This window comes from Paenibacillus sp. PastM-3 (assembly GCF_029893965.1).
Lineage (GTDB): Bacteria > Bacillota > Bacilli > Paenibacillales > Paenibacillaceae > Paenibacillus_AQ.
The window spans coordinates 224432-244431 of record NZ_JARXXP010000006.1 but is presented as its reverse complement, the minus strand read 5'-3'; the positions used below and the strand labels follow the sequence as shown (position 1 = coordinate 244431).

Annotated in this window: 14 protein-coding genes, 2 pseudogenes and 1 riboswitch; of the genes and pseudogenes, 13 read left to right on the top strand and 3 right to left on the bottom strand. The window is 48.3% G+C overall.

Going from position 1 to position 20000, the window contains the following annotated elements; translation table 11 throughout:
* Positions 1-139: 139 nt before the first annotated feature.
* Positions 140-460 (bottom strand): annotated as a pseudogene (locus M2108_RS12690) (ROK family protein); the annotation flags it as partial.
* Between the two features lie 318 nt (positions 461-778).
* On the opposite strand from M2108_RS12690, the gene M2108_RS12685 reads away from it, so the two are divergent.
* Complete coding sequence (locus M2108_RS12685; RefSeq protein ID WP_277469698.1) at positions 779-1993, top strand: MFS transporter; 1215 nt, start codon at positions 779-781, stop codon at positions 1991-1993.
* Here M2108_RS12685 and M2108_RS12680 read toward each other — a convergent pair.
* Positions 1920-2861 (bottom strand): LysR family transcriptional regulator, encoded by a 942-nt coding sequence (locus M2108_RS12680; protein ID WP_277469709.1) that lies wholly within the window; start codon positions 2859-2861, stop codon positions 1920-1922. The genes M2108_RS12685 and M2108_RS12680 overlap by 74 nt on opposite strands.
* Before the next feature lie 312 nt (positions 2862-3173).
* Between M2108_RS12680 and M2108_RS12675 the strand changes: the two genes are divergently transcribed.
* Together M2108_RS12675 and sigK are read left to right on the top strand one after the other, a co-directional pair.
* Positions 3174-3365, top strand: a complete 192-nt coding sequence (locus M2108_RS12675) for a hypothetical protein (RefSeq protein ID WP_277469697.1) — start codon at positions 3174-3176, stop codon at positions 3363-3365.
* 38 nt (positions 3366-3403) lie between these two features.
* Positions 3404-3972 (top strand): annotated as a pseudogene (gene sigK, locus M2108_RS12670) (RNA polymerase sporulation sigma factor SigK); the annotation flags it as partial.
* A gap of 160 nt (positions 3973-4132) precedes the next feature.
* On the opposite strand, the gene M2108_RS12665 reads toward sigK, so the two are convergent.
* A complete protein-coding gene (locus M2108_RS12665) occupies positions 4133-5605 on the bottom strand; it encodes a DHA2 family efflux MFS transporter permease subunit (protein WP_277469696.1) in 1473 nt (490 codons plus the stop codon).
* A gap of 161 nt (positions 5606-5766) precedes the next feature.
* Between M2108_RS12665 and M2108_RS12660 the strand changes: the two genes are divergently transcribed.
* From M2108_RS12660 to M2108_RS12615, 10 genes are all read left to right on the top strand, one after another.
* Entirely contained in the window at positions 5767-6474 is a 708-nt protein-coding gene (locus tag M2108_RS12660) for a TetR/AcrR family transcriptional regulator (RefSeq protein ID WP_277469695.1), read from the top strand.
* 232 nt (positions 6475-6706) lie between these two features.
* Positions 6707-6821: riboswitch (TPP riboswitch) on the top strand.
* 143 nt (positions 6822-6964) lie between these two features.
* Entirely contained in the window at positions 6965-8749 is a 1785-nt protein-coding gene (thiC, locus tag M2108_RS12655) for a phosphomethylpyrimidine synthase ThiC (RefSeq protein ID WP_277469694.1), read from the top strand.
* Positions 8750-9044: 295 nt separating this feature from the next.
* Positions 9045-10097, top strand: coding sequence for an autoinducer 2 ABC transporter substrate-binding protein (locus M2108_RS12650; RefSeq protein ID WP_277469693.1), 1053 nt, complete (start codon positions 9045-9047; stop codon positions 10095-10097).
* Entirely contained in the window at positions 10087-11913 is a 1827-nt protein-coding gene (locus tag M2108_RS12645; protein WP_280777043.1) for a cache domain-containing sensor histidine kinase, read from the top strand. The genes M2108_RS12650 and M2108_RS12645 overlap by 11 nt, the downstream gene beginning before the upstream one ends.
* Positions 11906-13549, top strand: a complete 1644-nt coding sequence (locus M2108_RS12640; protein WP_277469691.1) for a response regulator transcription factor — start codon at positions 11906-11908, stop codon at positions 13547-13549. The genes M2108_RS12645 and M2108_RS12640 overlap by 8 nt, the downstream gene beginning before the upstream one ends.
* Positions 13550-13827: 278 nt before the next feature.
* Positions 13828-15063, top strand: a complete 1236-nt coding sequence (locus M2108_RS12635; RefSeq protein WP_277469686.1) for a M24 family metallopeptidase — start codon at positions 13828-13830, stop codon at positions 15061-15063.
* A gap of 94 nt (positions 15064-15157) precedes the next feature.
* Positions 15158-16681, top strand: a complete 1524-nt coding sequence (locus M2108_RS12630; RefSeq protein WP_277469690.1) for a sugar ABC transporter ATP-binding protein — start codon at positions 15158-15160, stop codon at positions 16679-16681.
* A complete protein-coding gene (locus tag M2108_RS12625; protein ID WP_277469689.1) occupies positions 16678-17643 on the top strand; it encodes an ABC transporter permease in 966 nt (321 codons plus the stop codon). The genes M2108_RS12630 and M2108_RS12625 overlap by 4 nt, the downstream gene beginning before the upstream one ends.
* Before the next feature lie 45 nt (positions 17644-17688).
* Positions 17689-18738 (top strand): ABC transporter permease, encoded by a 1050-nt coding sequence (locus M2108_RS12620; RefSeq protein WP_277469688.1) that lies wholly within the window; start codon positions 17689-17691, stop codon positions 18736-18738.
* Positions 18739-18824: 86 nt separating this feature from the next.
* On the top strand, positions 18825-19967 hold the full coding sequence (locus M2108_RS12615) for a sugar ABC transporter substrate-binding protein (RefSeq protein ID WP_277469687.1): 1143 nt from the start codon (positions 18825-18827) through the stop codon (positions 19965-19967).
* Positions 19968-20000 lie beyond the last annotated feature (33 nt).

Genomic DNA, 20000 nt, shown 5'->3' with positions numbered 1-20000 from the left:
CTGTTTTGACCAAAGTCCCATGTGTTCTCCCCAACCTTTCTCTTACTTCCATTTTAATGGGTTTGAGAGTTTACACAATATATTTTACAGACTCTGGAGCAGCCGATTTGTGCTGCTGCAATCCTGCCGTTTCTGGCTCTTAAGCTAATTCCTGCAGAGCCTCGATCCCCAGGGCCAGAGCCCCGAACAAGCCTGCATTATCGCCCAGGCCCGGAGGGACAATATAAGTCTCTATAGTCTCCAAGATTTTCGGCGCAGACACATACCCGTTCAGGGCCTGGCGGACCTCTCTGCGGATCAGTGGAAACAGCTGCTCCTGGTGCATTACGCCTCCGCCGAGGATCACACGCTTTGGAGACAACAGTAGGATCACGGCCGCGATAGCTTGGCCCAAATAATAAGCCTCGATCTCCCACGCCAGATGACCAGCCGGCAGCGCCGAGCCTTTGACGCCCCAGCGCTACTGATGAGGGCACAGTAAGCATTACTGGCTTTCCGAGTGAAAGTTTACTTTCTGTACTAACTTAATATAATCGCTTATTACATAAACACATCGATTCATTGACTAAGATGCATTATACACATCAATTCTCCGGGCTTATGATGATTAGATAAGATGAACTAAAGAACTGAAACAAAGGCAGAAGTAACTGAGGGGAAATCTGGAGTCAACAGCGGCCAGAAGTCCAAACATTCACCGCAGTTACGAATAAACCTGTTTAGAAAATTCTTAGGTTCAACTTATATAGATAAAAAGAACCGGAAGGATCTGAATCCAGTGAATGCGAATGTAGGTTATCTGGAACGTGGAAGCAAAGAATATCGCAGAGGCAATCTGGCCTTGTTCGCTGCAGGACTGGCCACATTTGCTATCCTCTATAGCGTGCAGCCGCTATTCCCGGTGTTCTCAAATGAATTTGCTCTTTCTCCTGCGGCTGTCAGCTTGTCCTTGTCCATCAGTACGATCATGCTTGCCATCTCTTTGCCGGTGGCGAGTTTTTTGTCCGACCGTGTCGGCAGGAAATCGTTTATGGGGTTGTCGCTGCTCCTGTCCTCCCTGTGCTGCCTATGCGTGGCATTCGCCCCTGATTTTACAAGCTTGATGATCATTCGTGCAATCCAGGGGGTATTGCTTGCCGGTATACCTGCTGTAGCCATGGCTTATCTATCCGAAGAAACGGAAGCAAAAAGCTTGCGGCTTGCTTTAGGACTTTATATCAGCGGGAATACAGTAGGGGGGCTGTTCGGCCGGATTGCCGTCAGTTCAATAACAGATCTGTATTCCTGGAGGTGGGGAATCATTAGTATAGCGCTGGTCAGCCTGCTCGCCAGCCTGTATTTTTGGCGCAACCTTCCGCCTTCCCGGCATTTCAAGCCCCGGCGGACCGGTCCTAAATCCATCATGCAGCTGTTTGTTGCCCAGTTCAGGGATTCTACCCTGGTGCTGCTCTTTTTGCTGGCGGCAATTCTAATGGGGAGCTTTGTCACACTTTACAATTACCTGGGATTTCGCCTGATTGAGGCCCCCTTTAATTTGTCCCAAACCTTGGTAGGGGGAATCTTTATTCTATACCTGGTTGGAACGTTCAGCTCCTCATGGATGGGATATATGAGCAACCGAATTGGGCTCGGGATGGCCTTGTGGATAAATATCGCCCTGATGCTGCTGGGGGGCATGATCACGTTATCGAACCATTTGGCGGCGGTGATCCTCGGTGTGGCGGTGTTCACTTTCGGATTCTTTGGCAGCCATTCGACAGCCAGCTCCTGGGTGGGGATCAGGGCAAGCGCAGGCAAAGCGCAAGCCTCCTCCCTGTATCTTTTATTTTATTATGGAGGTTCAAGTGTTGGCGGTTCGGTGGGGGGATTATTCTGGAGCCGCTATGGCTGGGGAGGGATTGTGGGCATGATTTCCTGTCTTATTCTCTTTGGTGCTGTTGCTGTGCTGCTGTTAACTGTCGTACTGCCAAAGCGGGCTCCTGTCCGTTCTTGAAGTACTCGATGATATAGTCTAAAAATCGCCGGGCCGCAGGAGATATGTAGCGTTCCTTGACCCAGGCTACTCCGATGATCCGGCGGCATTCTGGCGTGCTTACCCGCAGCTTGACCAGGCTGCTGTCCAGTCCTGGGACATCCGGGATAAGGGTTACCCCTAACCCGGCGGCCACCAGACCAGCCACGGTAGGAACCTCTTCCCCTTCAAAAGGGGTGCCGGGAATGAACCCGGCCTCCATACATAAACGGTCCATGATATTGCGCAGACCATAGCCCGGTTTAAAAGTGATCATCGGATCATTGGCGATTTCTTTTAATGCAATGAATTCACGGCCCGCCAGTGGATGATCACTGGGCACAAACACGAATAATTCCTCGCTCCATAATTCCACCCATTGCAATGGAATGTACATTTCTTCAAAGGAAGAGAGCAGACAGAGGTCAACCGAACCCTGAATCAGCTGCTGCAAAAGAGAGGCATTGTGGTTCTGATGAAGCTGAAAGCGGATATTCGGTACGCTGGTCCGATAGGTGCTGATGAGGTCGGGAATCAGCCGTGAACCCATGGTATGAAGAAAACCCAATGTGACCTCCCCGGCTTCATCATCGACCATGTTCCGGATTTCAAGCTTGCCTGTTTCATATTCATTCAGGATACGATTAACCCGCTTTAAAAACAGCTGTCCATAACGGTTAAGCTTGATCGATCGGCCTTGCCGTTCAAATAAAGGAACGCCAAGCTCCGCTTCCATCCGGGAGATGGAACGGCTTAGCGCGGATTGCGAGATGGATAACAATTCAGCTGCCCGCGTAACATGTTCCGTGCGGGCTACACATTGGAAATATTCAAGCTGCGGCAACTCCAACTTATTCACCAGCCTTATATATTGGTAGTTGTTAATACCCCTCATTATACAAAAAATGCTCATGAATGAAATCAAGAATTCCGCAATTTCTGCCTTAATAATGATAAATGTATGTAACTAAGTATTAAATAATTGTGAGATATACATAAAATGAAAGCGGGTACTGTAGAATCATGTCAATTTAAAGCGAAGAAGCGACTGGTTAATCTCATAATACGAACGGGCAGGTTAGTTGAAAATCAATCATGCTGAAAGTATCATAAATAGCAGCAAGCTTCTGTTGCATGGTATTACGATTCAAGGGAGGAGTCAATGAACAAAACAGATTGTTTGTTGGCCATTGTGCTGGAGCTTCAAGGCAGGCAAGTGGTACGAGCTGAACTGGGAAGGGAAAGTACTGAAAATTTTAATATTCTATCTGGAGCTTTGTTATCCTTTGGAACCGCCGAATGCGAACCCGCATATACGGCGGTGCGAAAGGACGCGACTCGCCGCCTCTTCTAGTCGATTGTAGTACTCACAAAATGACATCGTATCGTGTCCATAACCTCAAAAAATTCGACAATACAGATGAGGATATGGAGGATCTCATATCCATTGGCACGATTGGGCTGATTAAAGCGATTGAGAGCTATCGCCCGAATAAGGGAACGAAGCTCGCCACGTTTGCGGCCCGATGTATAGAGAATGAGATATTGATGCATCTCCGTTCGCTGAAAAAGACCCGCAAGGACGTGTCGCTCCACGATCCGATTGGGACGGACAAGGAAGGGAATGAAATCACCCTGATTGATATCCTCGGCTCCGAAACGGACGATGTTATTAAAGAAGTGGATCTGAAGATTGAGAAGAGCAAGATATATCGAAATCTCGACATCCTTGATGAGCGTGAGAAAGAGGTCGTCGTCGGCCGATTCGGCCTGGACACCGGCGGGGGGGAGAGCTGACGCAGCGGGAGATTGCGAAGGACTTGGGGATCTCGCGGAGTTACGTGTCGCGGATAGAGAAAAGGGTGCTGATGAAGCTTTATCATGAGTTTTATAAGGCGAAGCGGTGGGGTAAACAAACAAGTTATACTTTTATGATGATGAATTATGGGATATTAACCTAATAGAATTTGCAAAAGTGCCGTCTGCCTAATGGTTCGACGGTTATTTTAGTTTTCTGTGAGGTTGCGGCAAATCGATTTTCACAATAAAACAGGAAGACCGCGCAAAGCGCAATCCTCCTGTCCATTTCGCTTTCAGCTTGTAATGAGTTTTTCCTGACATCTATTCCATTACAATCACAGGGAGATTGTCTGCTTCATCCGGCGTTAGGCCTTCATTCTTGGCAGCGGGACGCTTTAATGTGATTGCCAGCAATAACCCAGCCGCTGCAATGATGGCGAGTAATTGATAGGTGTTGTGAAACGCATGCGTCATCGCATTGGGCACGGGTGCCTCGCCATGGCTCGCATAATGATCGGTTCGGCTGACAAGGAACGTTGTCAATCCTGCGATAGCGAAGGATGAAACGACCTGCTGGGCGGCACTTGTCAGTGAAGTGACTCTTCCGACCAACTCCTTAGGCGCAGTTTGGATCAAGTGTGTATTCAATGCGATGAAAGACATGCCGGAACCGAGTCCCAGCAGTATGCGCGGAAGCAGGAAAGTCCACGAGCTGTCGCTTGGATCGATCATAGAGAACATATAGGCGCCAGCCGTTATGAGAATCAAGCCTCCGACCACTAGAGGGCGTGCGCCGGCCCGGTCGAATAAACGCCCGCTGAACGGCATCATGATACCGGAAGCAATGGCCTGGGGCAATGACCAGAAGCCAGCTTCAAAAGCACTCATTCCCATAAGCCGCTGCATGAAATACGGAACGGCAAAAATCATGCCGAACAAGGCAAGCTGTAAAACCCATTGTACTAGAATCCCAAGGGTAAATTGTCTGGAACGAAAAACTCGCAGCTCGAGCAACGGCTCTTTCTTACTCCGGAGTTCAACGATGACAAACAGAATCAAAGCGACTGCACCTACGGTAAGACCCGTGATCGTTTTCACTGTAGTCCATCCGGCTCCCCCTTCGCTTAACCCGTATGAAAGGCCACCGAATGCTAAGGGAGCGAGCATAAATCCTAAGAAATCTAGCGGAGCAAAAGCCTTTTTCGGCAGATTCGGCAATAACAGGATGCTTAAGATAACCCCAACAATGCCGACCGGGATATTGATTAGAAACAACCATCGCCAGCTGACGTAGTCGACCAAATACCCGGATACAATTGGACCGAGTGCAGGTGCAAGCAGAACTGGCACTCCCATGATGCCCATAATTCGGCCTACCGATTCGGCAGGACTGATCCGGTAGATCATCGCAAAGGCGATCGGAGTAACCATACCTCCACCCAAGCCTTGCAGAATTCGGAAGAATATCAGCATTTCGGCCGAGCCCGCGAACGCACATAAGATCGAACTTGCGACGAACAAGATGATGGAAATGATAAATATTTGCTTAGCGCCGAACCGGTCAGACATCCACCCGGCTAACGGAATAACGGAAGCCTGGGCTAGCGCATAACCAGTAATGGTCCATTGGATGAGGGTCAACGAACTTTGGAAATCTTCAGAAATAACCGGAATGGCGACGTTAACCGCCGTGCTGTCCAGAATAACCATGAACAACCCTACGATAATGGCGATCAACGGAGCAATAAGTGAACGGAGTGATGCGGACTCACTTACTGAGGATTCTGCGGGCATATAAATCGCTCCTAACTATTCTTAATTTGGCTACCAATAAAATAGCACACTTTTTAAACGAAGTAAACGAATTACGCTAAAAAAGTTCAATTAGTAAATGCGGTTTAAAATATTTGCGGATTGCTTTATAATGAAATTGGCAACACAGGAGGTGTTGGAACATGTCGGAGGCAGACTGCGATCCGTTGTCCTCGAAACGAGAAAAGCTTCTCGTACGGTTGATCCCCTATATTCAAAAACAGGGCATCAGCCAGATGAAGATGGAAGATGCGGCCAAATGTATGGATATCAGCAAGGCAACCATGTATAAATATTTTGACTCCAAGGATGAAATTGTGGAACGTCTGCTTGAACAATATGTGCGATTTCTTTCCAATCTGATCTTGCTGGAAGCTCCTTCAAAGCTGTCACCTGAGAAGATAACGCAGCCGTCCGAAGAAGAGCTGAAGGTTTACAACGAATCTTTCGCCAAGGCGTTTAGGCTGATGATTAAGCAGACGTTTTTCCTGACGGATATACTGCTTCAAGATTTAAATGGGTCATATCCCCAATTATCCGTCAAACTTGCCCAGGCTCTAGACCAATTTCAGAAAAAGCTCGTCGCCTACTTTGACAGCGGCATTGAGCTGGGTATATTTTATCCCAACGTGAGCACTCAAATTTACCTGGTGCAAATGGATCTAGTGATAAGAAAATTGCTGGACCCTAAGTGGTTGATGATGCAAAATATGACATTGAAGCAAGCGCTCATGGATTTCTATAAAGCGATGAAGCACCAGATTTTTTACGAAAAGTGGATTCGGGAAAATGATTCGGAAATTGAAGCCTATTTGGACAAGCTAATCATGGAGAAGCTTTCCTACGAATAACGTGACAAGCCTGGATAAGCGAGATCAAAACGAAAAACGGCAGCCGGCCCTAAGCCAGCTGCCGTTTTTTATTATGATGCGTGAGGACTTGAGGAAATGTGCTTTGACATCGCATCGTGTCCACAACCCCAAAAAATTCGACAACACAGCCGAAGACATGGAGGACCTGATCACTTATCGGAGTACTCTTCCATTTCCCTCTCTAATCGTGTATAATTTCATTCAATTGAATAATTATAACTAGGGGAGTCCAATGAGTTGGGCTGAGAAAAAAACGCTATGAGGTTTTTTGACCCTTGGGACCTGATCTGGCTCATACCAGCGTGGGGAAGTTAAAGAAAAACCAAGCACATTACCTCTTAGCTTACATCAGCCGGGTCCATTTCTTTATGGGCTCGGCTTTTCATGTATTTTAATGGTAATGAACATGCTGGGTGGCTCCAGATCTCTCCCTTTTACAACTAATATTTGGTTAAAGGAGAGTTTTTTTATGCCATCATTCCCATTACAAGAAAACATTATTATCATTCAGTCCAGCTTTCCAGGTAGTAAGAAGGTATATGTCGAAGGGTCAAGACCAGAAATTAAAGTCCCAATGCGTGAGATTGAGTTAAGTTCTACATCCGGTTCATTTGGTGAAGAAGAAAATCCTCCTGTTCGTATCTATGATACAAGTGGCCCTTATACTGATCCAAATTATACTGTAGATATAACGAAGGGCCTCCCCTCCATACGCAGTATATGGATAAAAGAACGTGGAGAAGTTGAAGAATATGAGGGGCGCGAAGTTAAGTCTGAAGACAATGGCTATAAAGAAACCAACAATCCCCGTGCTAATCTTGACGTTTTTCCTGGTTTGGAGCGAAAACCTTTACGGGCAAAAAAGGGCTATAATGTCACACAGCTTCATTATGCTAAGAAGGGCATTATTACGCCTGAAATGGAATTCATCGCTATCAGAGAAAATATGACCCCAGAGTTTGTTCGTGATGAAGTGGCAAGTGGACGTGCAATTATCCCGGCCAATATTAATCATCCCGAAATTGAGCCAATGATTATAGGACGTAAATTTCATGTGAAAATCAATGCTAATATTGGAAACTCTGCAGTTTCTTCTTCTATTACAGAGGAAGTTGAAAAAATGACATGGGCAACACGCTGGGGGGCCGATACGATTATGGATCTGTCTACGGGTAAAAACATCCATACCACACGTGAGTGGATCATCCGTAACTCCTCTGTCCCTGTTGGAACGGTTCCCATTTATCAGGCGCTCGAAAAAGTAAATGGTGCAGCTGAGAATCTTACATGGGAGATTTACCGTGATACTTTGATCGAGCAAGCTGAGCAGGGCGTGGATTATTTTACAATACATGCTGGTGTTCTTTTACGATATGTTCCACTAACAGCGAAACGAGTAACAGGAATAGTATCACGCGGAGGGGCTATAATGGCTCAGTGGTGCTTATATCATCATCAGGAAAATTTCCTGTATTCACATTTCGAAGAAATCTGTGAAATTATGAAGACATATGATATTGCTTTCTCCTTAGGAGATGGACTACGCCCGGGCTCGATTGCAGATGCAAACGATGAAGCTCAATTCGCTGAATTAGAAACACTTGGTGAGCTTACAAAAATTGCATGGATGCATGACGTTCAAGTCATGGTTGAGGGCCCGGGACATGTGCCGATGCACCTTATTAAAGAAAATATGGATAAACAGCTAGAAGTATGTAAAGAAGCGCCATTCTACACCTTAGGGCCGCTTACTACAGATATAGCACCTGGTTATGATCATATTACTTCTGCGATCGGTGCAGCTATGATTGGTTGGTACGGTACGGCAATGTTGTGTTATGTCACACCAAAGGAACATTTAGGACTTCCCAACAAGAACGATGTTCGTGAAGGTGTCATTACCTATAAAATTGCTGCACATGCTGCAGATTTGGCTAAAGGACATCCAGGTGCTCAAAAAAGAGACGATGCCTTATCCAAAGCTCGATTCGAATTCCGCTGGAGGGATCAATTTAACTTATCTTTAGATCCTGAACGCGCATTAGAATACCATGATGAAACGCTCCCTGTAGAAGGAGCTAAAACAGCGCACTTCTGTTCTATGTGTGGTCCTAAATTTTGTAGCATGAGAATTTCTCAAGATATTCGTAACCTGGATAAGGAGAATAAGCTGAATACAAATGAATCTGTTGCAGATGGAATGAGGCAAAAGTCCATAGAATTTAAAAATTCTGGTGGACATATATATCAATAGCTTAGCCTGCATACAACAAAATAATGATAAATAAGTAAACCAATTCGAATCGGAAACGATCGTAATTGGTTTATTTTTTTGACATCGCATCGGGGGTTTTGCTCTGGGGGCCGAAAAGACATATACTCTATATGAGCTGAATTATAAAGATACCATCTTGCAGGAAATTCCAACCCTAATATGTCTAATAAGTGTAGAATACGTATAGAAAGGGGATCACCATTTGGTTAAAAACGCGAATTAACTATAAAAGTATACATGATTCTAAGCCAGTAAACTTAAGAGGAGGATAAGCGTGTATAAGTTGGCGATATACAGTTTACTATTCATGCTTCTTGTAAGCGCTTGCAGCTTTAGCCCAGATCATTCGGCTTCCAGTGAGATTGTATACGTAAATGCGGATAAGCAGGAACGGGTGGCCCAGAAGCTTCAGAATGTACAAAGCAAGCCTTATACCATCGCGGTCGTCCCGAAACTGACGGGGATATCCTATTATGATGCCTCCGAGGAAGGTGCTATGGAAGCGGCTAAGGATTTGAATGTGAAAGTGATCTTCACCGGTCCTCCGGTCGGCGATCCCAAGCAGCAGATCGCGGTCATTGAAAGCCTTATCGCCCAGAAGGTGGATGCGATCGCTGTGTCGGCTACGGACCCCTTTAAGCTGCTGCCTGTGCTGATGAAAGCCCGCAAGCATAATATTAAAGTGATTACCTGGGACGGGGACACCGATCCGATCGGCAGGGATTTTTTTGTGAACATGGTCGATCCGCAGATGCTGGGCCGCCATCTGATGGATAACCTGGCGCTGAGCCTTAAAGAGAAAGGGAAATTTGCGATTATTACAAGCACCCTTACGGCAGCGAACACCACGGATTGGATCAAATGGATCAAAATCCAGCAAAAAGAATATTATCCGAATATGGAGCTGGCCGAAATCGTAACCAGCAATGACGATTATGAAAGCGCCTATAAGGCGACCGAATATTTGGTCAAGGAATATCCGGATTTATCCGGCATTATCGGAGTCAGCGCGATCGCGCCGTCCGCCGCCGCCAAAGCAATTAAGAAAGCCGGGAAAATCAGCGACGTCAAGATCGTTGGCCTGTCTTTGCCCAATGCGATGCGGGAATATATCAAAGAAGGGGTAACTCCCAATATTACGCTCTGGAGCCCGCAGCGGCTGGGATACTTAACGGTTGCGCTGGCCAAAAATTTATTGGACGGTTATCTGCCGTATGATCAGCAGGACATTCCCAACGTCGGTAATATACGCTTCAGAGATAATGTGGTGACCATGGGGGTACCAATCGTGTTTACAAAGGAAAATATAGATCAATATGACTTCTAAATCAAAACTAGCCGTGTGGTTGAATCCGAAAAATTACCGGTTGCGGTCAAAGCTGATCATTACTTATATATTGTTGACGGTCGTTCCCATCTCGCTGCTGGGCTATATCTCCTATTCCCAATACACGAGATCGGTCGAGGCACAGGTCGGCGAATATGTTCCGAAAATTTTGGATCAGGCCAATGAGAATATCGACAAGCAGATGGAAGAGCTGACCTATGCCCCCGAGCTGCTGTACAACTCCAGTGAAGTGATCTCGATTCTGCGCAAAAATGATTATCCGACGCGGTCCGAGTTTTTGAATGACCGCTTTATTATGAACAGCTATTTGTCGAGCACCTATTTTACCGAGAAAAACACGCTGCTCGGCGTATTTGTATGGACGACCAAGCAGCGCCTCTTTTCCAGCACGACGGTATCCTATACCGGCTTCGACAAAGAACCGGACTGGCTGGGCCAGGATACGATTATTTTGCAGGATGAGACCGATTTGCGCTTTAAGGGCAAACCTCCGTTTTTCCTGATCGTCAAGCCGATCCTGGATGTCGAGAACCGCCGCAATATCGGGACGATTATGACCGCCGTCAAGCTGTCTTTTATGGAAAAGGTGCTGCTCGATATTAAAGGACAGGATCGGGCTGAGCTCTGGATCATGAACAAGAAGGGCAAAGTGATTTATCACACCGATCCCAAGCAAATCGGCACGGTTGAGGACATGACGCAGTTCCCGCTCACCAATGGAAGCTTTCGGGCCTACAAGAACGGAGAACGGATGCTGGTCAGCGTCAGCGAATCGGAGCGCATGGACTGGATCACCGTGCACAGCATTCCCTTTAAGTATTTAACCGAGCAGGCGGATGTCATCCGGGATTATGTCATCTGGATTTTTGTCGCGTTCGTCTTGGCAAGCATCATATTGTCGGTCTATATGGCTTTGACCGTCAGCCGCCCTATCTATAAGCTGAGCCGGCTGATGCGAACGATTGAGAAGGGCGATTTTCAGGTCGATCTAAATATCGACTCCAGGGACGAGATGGGCATTTTGGCCCGGAGCTTTAATTCGATGGTAGCGAGAATCAAGGAGCTTCTGCAGCTGAATTATCACATCGAGATCCGGCAGAAGCAGGCGGAGCTGTATGCGCTGCAATCGCAGATCAATCCTCATTTTATGTACAACACACTGGAGACGATCAGTATGGCTGTTGAAGAGGATGAGAAGGAAACGGTTGTCGAAATGGTCACGCTGCTTGGCAGAATGTTGCGTTTTTCACTCAGCAATAAAGACCGTATTGTAGCGATGAACAAGGAAGTCGAGCATATTAACAATTACTTATCCATTCAAAAATACCGGTTTGAGCAGCGTTTGCATTTTACCATCGAATCGGATATTGAATTGCAGCAATATTACTCCCCCAAGTTTATTTTGCAGCCGATTATAGAGAATTCGATCAAGTATGGGCTCGAAACCCGCAAAATGCTGTCCATTAACATCCGGATCAACAAAATAAAAGGCATACGGCCAAACACGGAGGATATTGCTATCTCCGTGAAGGATAGCGGAACGGGCATTGATGATGCCACACTGCAAAAAATTCATCATTTGCTCCGGTCAGATCCGATTGTCAAGCGGGATTCGGGATTTGGCCTGATCAATGTGCATGCCAGAATTATGATGCTTTTCGGGCCTGGGTATGGCCTTACCGTCGAACGTGCATTAAAAGAGGGAACGGAGGTCGTGATCCGGATTCCGATCATTAATGATCTGTTGACCGTTGAAAAATACGAAAGAATCGAGGACGAATCATACCGTGGATAAGATTAAAACAATTATTGTGGATGATGAGGCGAGGATTCGTAGAGGAGTAGAGAGGCTGGTCCGTTCTTGCGGCGAGCAGTGGGAGATTATCGGGACGTTCGCCGATGGTGTCGAGGTCATACAATTTTTGAAGGAAAGCAGGCAGCAGGTCGATCTGATGATTACCGATGTGAAAATGCCGGAAATGGACGGGCTGACGCTCATCAAGGAGATCAAGAAAATTCAGGAGCATGACATATGCTCCATTATTGTAAGCGGGTACGATGATTTTGCATATTTGCAGACGGCGATCCGGGAAGGGGCTTCGGATTATGTGCTGAAGCCCATCGACCGGTCGCAATTTGTGGAGGTGTTAAACAATAAGCAAAATAAAATTGAGCAGATGAGAGCCCAGAATCAGCGATGGATCGACCTGATGAAGAAGACGAATAAGCTCGAGCTGACGAAGCAAACCCAGCTGCTTAGCCAAACGGTATCTTCCTTGTCCGAAGATATTTCCGCAATGTATTGGATCAAGGATTTTCCTGAAGGCATCTATCACCTGCTGTACGTCAGCACAGATGAGTTTCCATATAAGACACATGATTATTCGTCCAAGGATTGGGGAATTATGGCTTATGCGGTCCAGAATATTATTGATGAAGTGGTGATGAGCTTTTTTGCCGATGAGCGGCAGTCCGGCTGGTGGTGGAGAGACGGCGGGTTTAATTTCTGGGTGCTGCTGTGCAGCACGGACAAGGATAAAGATAGGGCCGATTTTGCAGCCACAGGAGAGGATTTCGCCGAGCATCTGAAATCATGCATTCATCAATTTTCACCATTTAGTGCTTCGATTGCGGTCAGCGAGCCATTTCCGGACTTATCGGTGCTCTTCGTGATGAAGAAGCAGCTGCTGTCGCTCATTCGATTCCGCATGGCCATTGGCGGGAATAAGGTGTTTTCCTCCCGGCTCGCGGGAAAGATGGCCCTGAAAGATGCCAGGCCTGCACTCTCCGCTGAGCTGAAGGAGCTGGCGGGCAAGACGGCATTCATGCTTGGAGAAGCGGTAAAGCCGGATATTGAGCAGCAGCTGAACGCTTTTTTCAATGAGCTGATGAAGCTGCGGTCGCCGGATGACATCCAATTCGCCATTCATTATTTCATGATTCAAATGTATAAGGTATGCCTGGAGCGTACGGAATCCGGCATTTTTTTAAGCGAGCTGGGTGATTTCTTCGAAGTGGTTAAGGCGGAGTCGAGTTTGAACCGGATCAAGGATCTACTGAAGCAAAATTATATGCGTGTGCATGAGAACCTGGAGCATTTCAAGCAGGATCATGTGCATGATCCGGTGCAGAAGGCGAAAGCGTGGATAAAGGAAAATTTAAGCCAGAAGATAGCGATCAAGGATATCTCCGACCAGGTCTATGTCAATCCGACTTATCTTTGCGAAATATTCAAGAAGCAGACAGGGCAGACCGTCTTGGATTATATTACGGATGTCCGGCTGGAGAAAGCGCGAGAGCTGCTAGTGGATACGGACCACAATGTCGGTACAGTCTCGCAGCTGCTCGGCTATCAGGACACGAAATATTTCAGCAGGCTGTTCAAGCAGAAGTGGGGCCGTCTGCCCTCGGAATTCAAAAAGTTACACTAGTGCTCCTTCAGACATCACTCACGGCTTCCGTTGATGAACAAAAAGAACCGCAAAAAATCAGAAAAGCAGCAAGTCACCGGATTATTGGGGACTTGCTGCTTTTTTGCGTTCGCGGAGCACCGAAACAAGTACCCGAGAATTGTCCCCCCCATCCGAGGATTGGGTACTTAGAGCACAGGCTTAAATCCTGTAAATTAAGGATAACAAGAGCAGGGCAACAAGCTTTTGAAGCCGTTAAGGCAAACCAAATCCGAATCGCTGAAAGGGGTTAACCACAAATGATCTCAAATGCTGCATTGAAATGGATTCCGGACAAGTTCGAAAGATTCGCACGCTACGGGCAGTTCCAAGGCCCAGGTGAATTGATTACAAACGAGGACTACAAAGCCCGTGTTGAAATAGCCAAGAAAAAAATAGCGGACGAAGGACTGGATGCGCTGATCGTCTTCGGCGACTGCTACCGGATGTCAAACATCCGCTGGCTGGTCAATTACCGGACCATCGACGGCGTTTATCCGCAGCCGATGTTGCTGTACATCGTGCCTGACCGCGATCCCGTATTCTTCCTGCCGATGAGCGAGATTCCTTCGGCGCACACCAGCTCGGCGATGTCGGTGCTGGGCGGCGACATCCGCGAGATCCGCAAGGACTGGGCGCCGTTCCTGAAGGAACGCGCGGCGAAGGACAAACCGAAGAAGGTCGGTATCTGCGGCTACACGTACATGGATCTGGAGTTCTGGTTCCCGATCAACGAAGCCTTTGGCGACAGCGTAACCCGTTCGATGATCATCGAGCAGCTGAAATCGAAGAAAAACGAAGCGGAAATCGCCTCGATGAAACGCGCGGCTAAAGTGTGCGACGCCGGGATCGAAATGCTGATGGATCTGCTTCGTGACAGCGAAGGCATCACGGAGCTTGAAGCGACCTCCCTTGTATACGCTGCCATGTTTGCCAATGGCGCCCACGCCATCGCTTATGACATCATGATCCAATCCGGCGAGAACACCGAGGTCCTCTTTAAGCGGCCGACAGAGCGCCCAATCAAGCGCGGCGATCTGGTGATGATGGACTACGGCATCCGGGTCAACGATTACGCGTCCGACAATGCGCGTACGATCTGTTACGGCGATGTAGGGAAAGAAGCGCGGCATCTGATGGAAGCGTGCTCGATGGGATACGAGGACTGCCTGCAGAAGATCAAAGCCGGCATGACCGGGATCGAAGCGGATCTGATCATCCGTGAGGCCTTCCGCAAATACGATGTGGAGCAGTACCTGGTGGAAGTAAGTGAAGGGCGGACCGGCGCGCATGCGACAGGGATGGACCCTGAGGAGGATATTCCGGAAATCGGCCCGGCCTGCGACAACGTGCTGGAAGAAGGCCAGACCTTTGCCTACGAATTGTCCCTGATCGTTCCGGGCATCGGCGGTGTTCGTACAGAAGACCAGGTGGTTGTGCGCAAGAACGGACTGGAGCCCTTCCATACCTTCAACCGCTTCCTGTATGTTGACTAGTTGCTGATTTGAAACAATATCCGCGTCTGCCCTGCTGCAAGAAACCGGCAGGGCAGATGCTTCAGATGATTTGGATGGGAGTGAAGGAAAACACATGGAAACGGCAGACGATCAAGTCCTTATCTCGCTCAGCGGAATTACGAAGAGATTCCCCGGTGTGCTTGCGCTTGAGAATGTCTCACTGGATGTGCGCAAGGGAGAAGTGCTGGCGCTGGTAGGAGAAAACGGCGCAGGTAAGTCCACGCTGATCAAGATTCTTTCGGGTTTATACCAGAAGGACAGCGGCGAGATCACCGTAAAAGGCCAATCTGTAGAAATTAACAGCACCAAGGATGCGCAGTCGCTGGGCATCAGCACGATTTTTCAGGAGCCGTCACTCGCTCCGCATCTGAACGCCGTACAAAATGTGTACCTCGGGCGGGAACTGCTGAATCAGGTAATGGGGAAAGCGCTGCGGTCGTTGAACGAGAAAGCAATGTACCAGGAAACGGCCAGGCTTTATAAGAAGTTTTTCCCTACCGTAGAGGACCTTGTGAAGCCGGTCAGTGAATTGGATGCGCTGAAAAATCGTGTCATCGAAATTGTGAAAGCGCTATCTATTGAATGCTCGGTCGTGATTATGGATGAGCCGACCGCAGCTCTGGCCGAACACGAGCGGGAAGTTTTGTTTGACTTCATCCGGCTGCTGAAGGCGCAGGGCGTATCGATCATTTACGTCTCGCATCACCTGCGTGAACTGTTTCTGTTGGCTGACCGCATCACCGTCATGCGTGACGGGAAAAACGTCGCTACCGTAAATAAGGATGATACCAATATCGACCAGCTCGTCTCCATGATGGTTGGCCGTGAATTGTCGAATCACATCGTGAAGGAAAAGGTGGCGCTTGGCAAGACGGTGCTGGAGGTTGCCGATTTGAACCGCGACGGCTATCTGCGTGACATCAATTTCCATATCCGACAAGGGGAAATCGTCGGCATTGCCGGACTGGCCGGATCAGGAAGAACGGAGACGGTCAGGGCGGTGATCGGTGCGGACCCGAGCTCGGGAACCGTAAGGGTAGATGGACGGGCGCACCGGATCCGGTCGCCGCGGGATGCGATCAAAGCGGGGATCGGCCTTTTGCCGGAAAACAGGAAATTGCATGGCGCACTCATCGAGCTGTCGGTCGCGAACAATATTACGATGGCTGCTATGGACCGCGTGGTAAGCAATAAGCTGGTGCTGAAGAAAAAGAAAGAATCGGCAATCGCCGAGGATTATGTGGAACGGCTCGGGATTAAGACTCCGCATGTGAATCAGAAGGTCCGATTCCTCAGCGGCGGCAATCAGCAGAAGGTTATTTTGGCCAAATGGCTCTTTACACAGCCGAAGATACTGATCTTCGATGAACCGACGCAGGGTATTGACGTAGGGGCCAAAGTAGAGGTTTACCACCTGATCGCAGAATTTGTGCGAAATGGAGGGGCAGTGCTGATGGTATCCTCGGAGCTGCCTGAGCTGATGGGACTTTCCGACCGTATCTATGTCATGCACAAAGGGAAATTTGTTCATGAGTTTTCACGTGAAGAAGCGACTGAGGAGAATATTATGATGTACGCTTCGGGAGGACATGAATGAGCACACAAACCAAAAAATTAGTAAGGCTAAGCTCCCGTGAGGGACTGGGTGTAACGCTTATCCTGGTCGTATTGTTTGCATTTTTATCCCTGTCGTCACCGTACTTTCTGACCGTCGAAAATGTAACGAACCTGCTGATGCAATCCGTGTTCGTCATGATTGTGGCCTTGGGAGTGATGTTCGTACTGTCGATGGGTGGCATCGATCTGTCGGTCGGTTCGGTACTGGGCCTCTGCGGAGGGGTTACCGGCTGGCTGATGATGAACGGTATGAACATGTGGATTTCGATGCTGGCCGGATTAATCCTGGGTGCCGTAATCGGTATGTTTAACGGGTTCATGATCACCAGGCTGCAGATATCGCCCTTTCTGGCAACCTTTGCGATGCTCTATATCGCTCGCGGCCTGCTGCTCCTGCTTACGATCAAAGAGCCGATCCGGGATTTTGCAACACCGCAATTTAAATTCATTGCACAGGGGTATTGGCTCGGTATCCCGATGCCGGTCTGGATTACCCTTATCATCTTAATCATTTGCTACTTTGTATTCAATTGGACCCGCTTCGGACGTTTTGTGATCGCCGTAGGCTCCAACAAAGAAGCATCGCATTTATCTGGCATTTCCACGAACAGCATTAAAATCCGTGTGTATGCGCTCTCGGGATTACTCGCTGCGGCAGGCGGTGTTGTGCTGACCTCGAGGTTAACGGCCGTACAGCCGCTTATGGGAACATCCTATGAGCTCGATGCGATTGCGGCGGCCGTCATCGGCGGAACAAGCATGTTCGGAGGCAAGGGAAGCGTAGTCGGCGTTGCTATCGGCGCCATCATCCTTGCGCTTGTATCGAACGGGCTGGATCTTCTGGCGGTAAATCAGTTCTACCGATTAATTATCACCGGCTTAATCATCATTATCGCGGTGGGCGTCGAGCGTTACACATCCACAAGAGCGAAGTCGGCCTAATGCTAACCTGAATCCATGCAGCCGCTTCTGAAGGAGGCTATGAAATTGGCTAATCAAAGTCCAGAACCGCTCGTCCAATCGCATTCTGATGAAAGTAAGGAGTTACGTTTACCGCTGAGATTCGATCGGCAAGTTATTGGCCTGATTCTTTTCCTGGCGGTCATCATTATCGGGATGTCCTTTGCTTCAGAGCATTTTCTAAGCTACAACAACCTGTTAAACGTTCTGCAGCAGTCGGCATTTGTTATGATCCTCGCTTTTGGAATGACCTTTGTTCTCTCTACAGGAGGTATCGACCTGTCCGTCGGTTCCATCGTCGGGATCTCCGGCGGAATGACGGCGTGGCTGCTCTACAATGATGTGAATATTGTGCTGGCCATCATCGGCGGAATGATCGTCGGTACGGCAATCGGCATTATTAATGGACTTGTCATAACCAAGCTTGGGATCTCTCCCTTTATCGCGACTCTGGCTATGATGATTATGGCGCGCGGCGTACTCTATGTCTGGACGCGAGCGATTCCATTCCGGGAGTATATGAAAAGTAATTTCGATTTTCTCGGTCAAGGACGCATTTTGGGTATCCAGTTCCCTGTCATTCTTGCGGCCGTGCTTTTGCTCATCCTCCTGTTCGTTTTCCGCCGCATGAAATTCGGCCGTCACGTTCTGGCGCTGGGCAGCAGCGAGGAAGCTGTCCGCATCTCAGGGATCAAGGTCGACCGGCTGCGCATCAAGGTGTACGCTTTGTCCGGACTAATCGCAGCCATCGCAGGCATTCTTCTGGCTTCCCGGCTTACGACCGTTCATCCGGAGATGGGCAAAAATTATGAGCTTGAAGCCATTGCTGCCGCGATCATCGGCGGAACAAGCTTAACCGGCGGTAAAGGAAGTCTGGTCGGAACAGCCCTTGGAGCGATTATTTTGTTCATGATCAAAAATGCGATGAATCTGCTCAATGTGCATCCGTACTGGGAAACCATCGTTGTCGGTGTCATCATTCTTGTCGCCGTGTCCATCAATAACTGGGGCGGCATAAGCAAGCCCAGGCTGTTTACCCGTAAGTCATTAAAGGAGGTGAAGCAAGAACTAACTTGAAATCTGCATGAGGAAGGCAAGGGAGCGCCGGTTATACCGGAAGCATCGCAGATAGAATGCATGAACATTTCGAGGAGGTCAAACGTATGTCACGTACAAAAAAGGGTCTGAAGCTTGTATTATTTGCAGTCCTCGCCGCGGCATTAACCATTACCGGATGCAAAAACAGCAATAATGCGTCAACAGCGACAGCTGAAAATGAAACGACAAATGTCGTGCAAAAAGGCTCATCCACCATCTACCAGTGGGGTGACCAAAATTTCGAGCAATTCGTAAGAAAAGCGGCTAATGGACGTACATTAAAAATCGGCTTTACACCTCCGGCAGCTTCGGAATTCTATGACATTATTGAGCATGGTGCCAATACGATGATGAACGAACTGAGCGATCGTTTCGGCGTGAAGTTCGAGTTCGAGATGTCTGCGCCGAATGAACATCAATCCGTTGAATCGCAGGTTGCAACGATTGAGAACTGGACGGCCAAAAAATACGATGCGATTATGGTATCTTCCGCCGGTGATTTCGATTCGATGAATGCCGTCTACCAGAAAGCGATGGATGCGGGAACGGCAATCTTCATGTTCAACATGCCTGCCGAGATGTGGGAAGAACACGAGCTTAACGCTGTGTCGGTTATCGGCTATAACAACAATACGCAATCCGGTTATATCGTAGGCAAGTATGCGGCCGAGAAGCTGCATGGAAAAGGAAAAATCCTCTTGGTCTGGGGCCTTCCAGGACACTGGTCCACTTCCCGTAAAAACGGTTTCCTTGATGCCATCAAGGAGTACCCGGATATGCAAATCGTCGGCGAGCAGCGCGGGGACTATGTACGTGACAAAGGAATGCAGGCTGCCGAGAATCTGCTTCAGGCCAATCCCGATGTTAACCTGATTTATGGTGAGAACGAAGAAATGGCGCAAGGTGCAGTGCAAGCAGTCGAAGCGCAGGGTCTGAAGCTGTGGGATGGTACGGACGGTATCATGGTCATCGGTGCAGACGGACTTAAATCAGGTTTTGATTCGATCCGCGACGGCAAGCTTACAGCTACCGTTAACGTGGGGGCGGTTGATATGGGACGCGAATTCATTAAATCGGTATTCATGAGTGAAGTGCTTGGCTACACCGTTGACAAAATTATTAACGTACCGACTACCGTCATTGATAAAGAAAATGTGGATGTCGCTGCCGCCTATACGGACTGGGCTCTTGGAACGAAACGAAAATAAGCGTAACGCTTCCTTTATCTCTAATTTTCGTTG

Excerpts from the sequence above, each read along its gene's own strand:
- M2108_RS12660 (WP_277469695.1), top strand. The coding sequence starts at position 5,767 with ATGTCGGAGGCAGACTGCGATCCGTTGTCCTCGAAACGAGAAAAGCTT.
- M2108_RS12675 (WP_277469697.1), top strand. The coding sequence starts at position 3,174 with ATGAACAAAACAGATTGTTTGTTGGCCATTGTGCTGGAGCTTCAAGGC.
- M2108_RS12645 (WP_280777043.1), top strand. The coding sequence starts at position 10,087 with ATGACTTCTAAATCAAAACTAGCCGTGTGGTTGAATCCGAAAAATTAC.
- M2108_RS12630 (WP_277469690.1), top strand. The coding sequence starts at position 15,158 with ATGGAAACGGCAGACGATCAAGTCCTTATCTCGCTCAGCGGAATTACG.
- M2108_RS12665 (WP_277469696.1), bottom strand. The coding sequence starts at position 5,605 with ATGCCCGCAGAATCCTCAGTAAGTGAGTCCGCATCACTCCGTTCACTT.
- M2108_RS12615 (WP_277469687.1), top strand. The coding sequence starts at position 18,825 with ATGTCACGTACAAAAAAGGGTCTGAAGCTTGTATTATTTGCAGTCCTC.
- M2108_RS12625 (WP_277469689.1), top strand. The coding sequence starts at position 16,678 with ATGAGCACACAAACCAAAAAATTAGTAAGGCTAAGCTCCCGTGAGGGA.
- M2108_RS12635 (WP_277469686.1), top strand. The coding sequence starts at position 13,828 with ATGATCTCAAATGCTGCATTGAAATGGATTCCGGACAAGTTCGAAAGA.
- thiC (WP_277469694.1), top strand. The coding sequence starts at position 6,965 with ATGCCATCATTCCCATTACAAGAAAACATTATTATCATTCAGTCCAGC.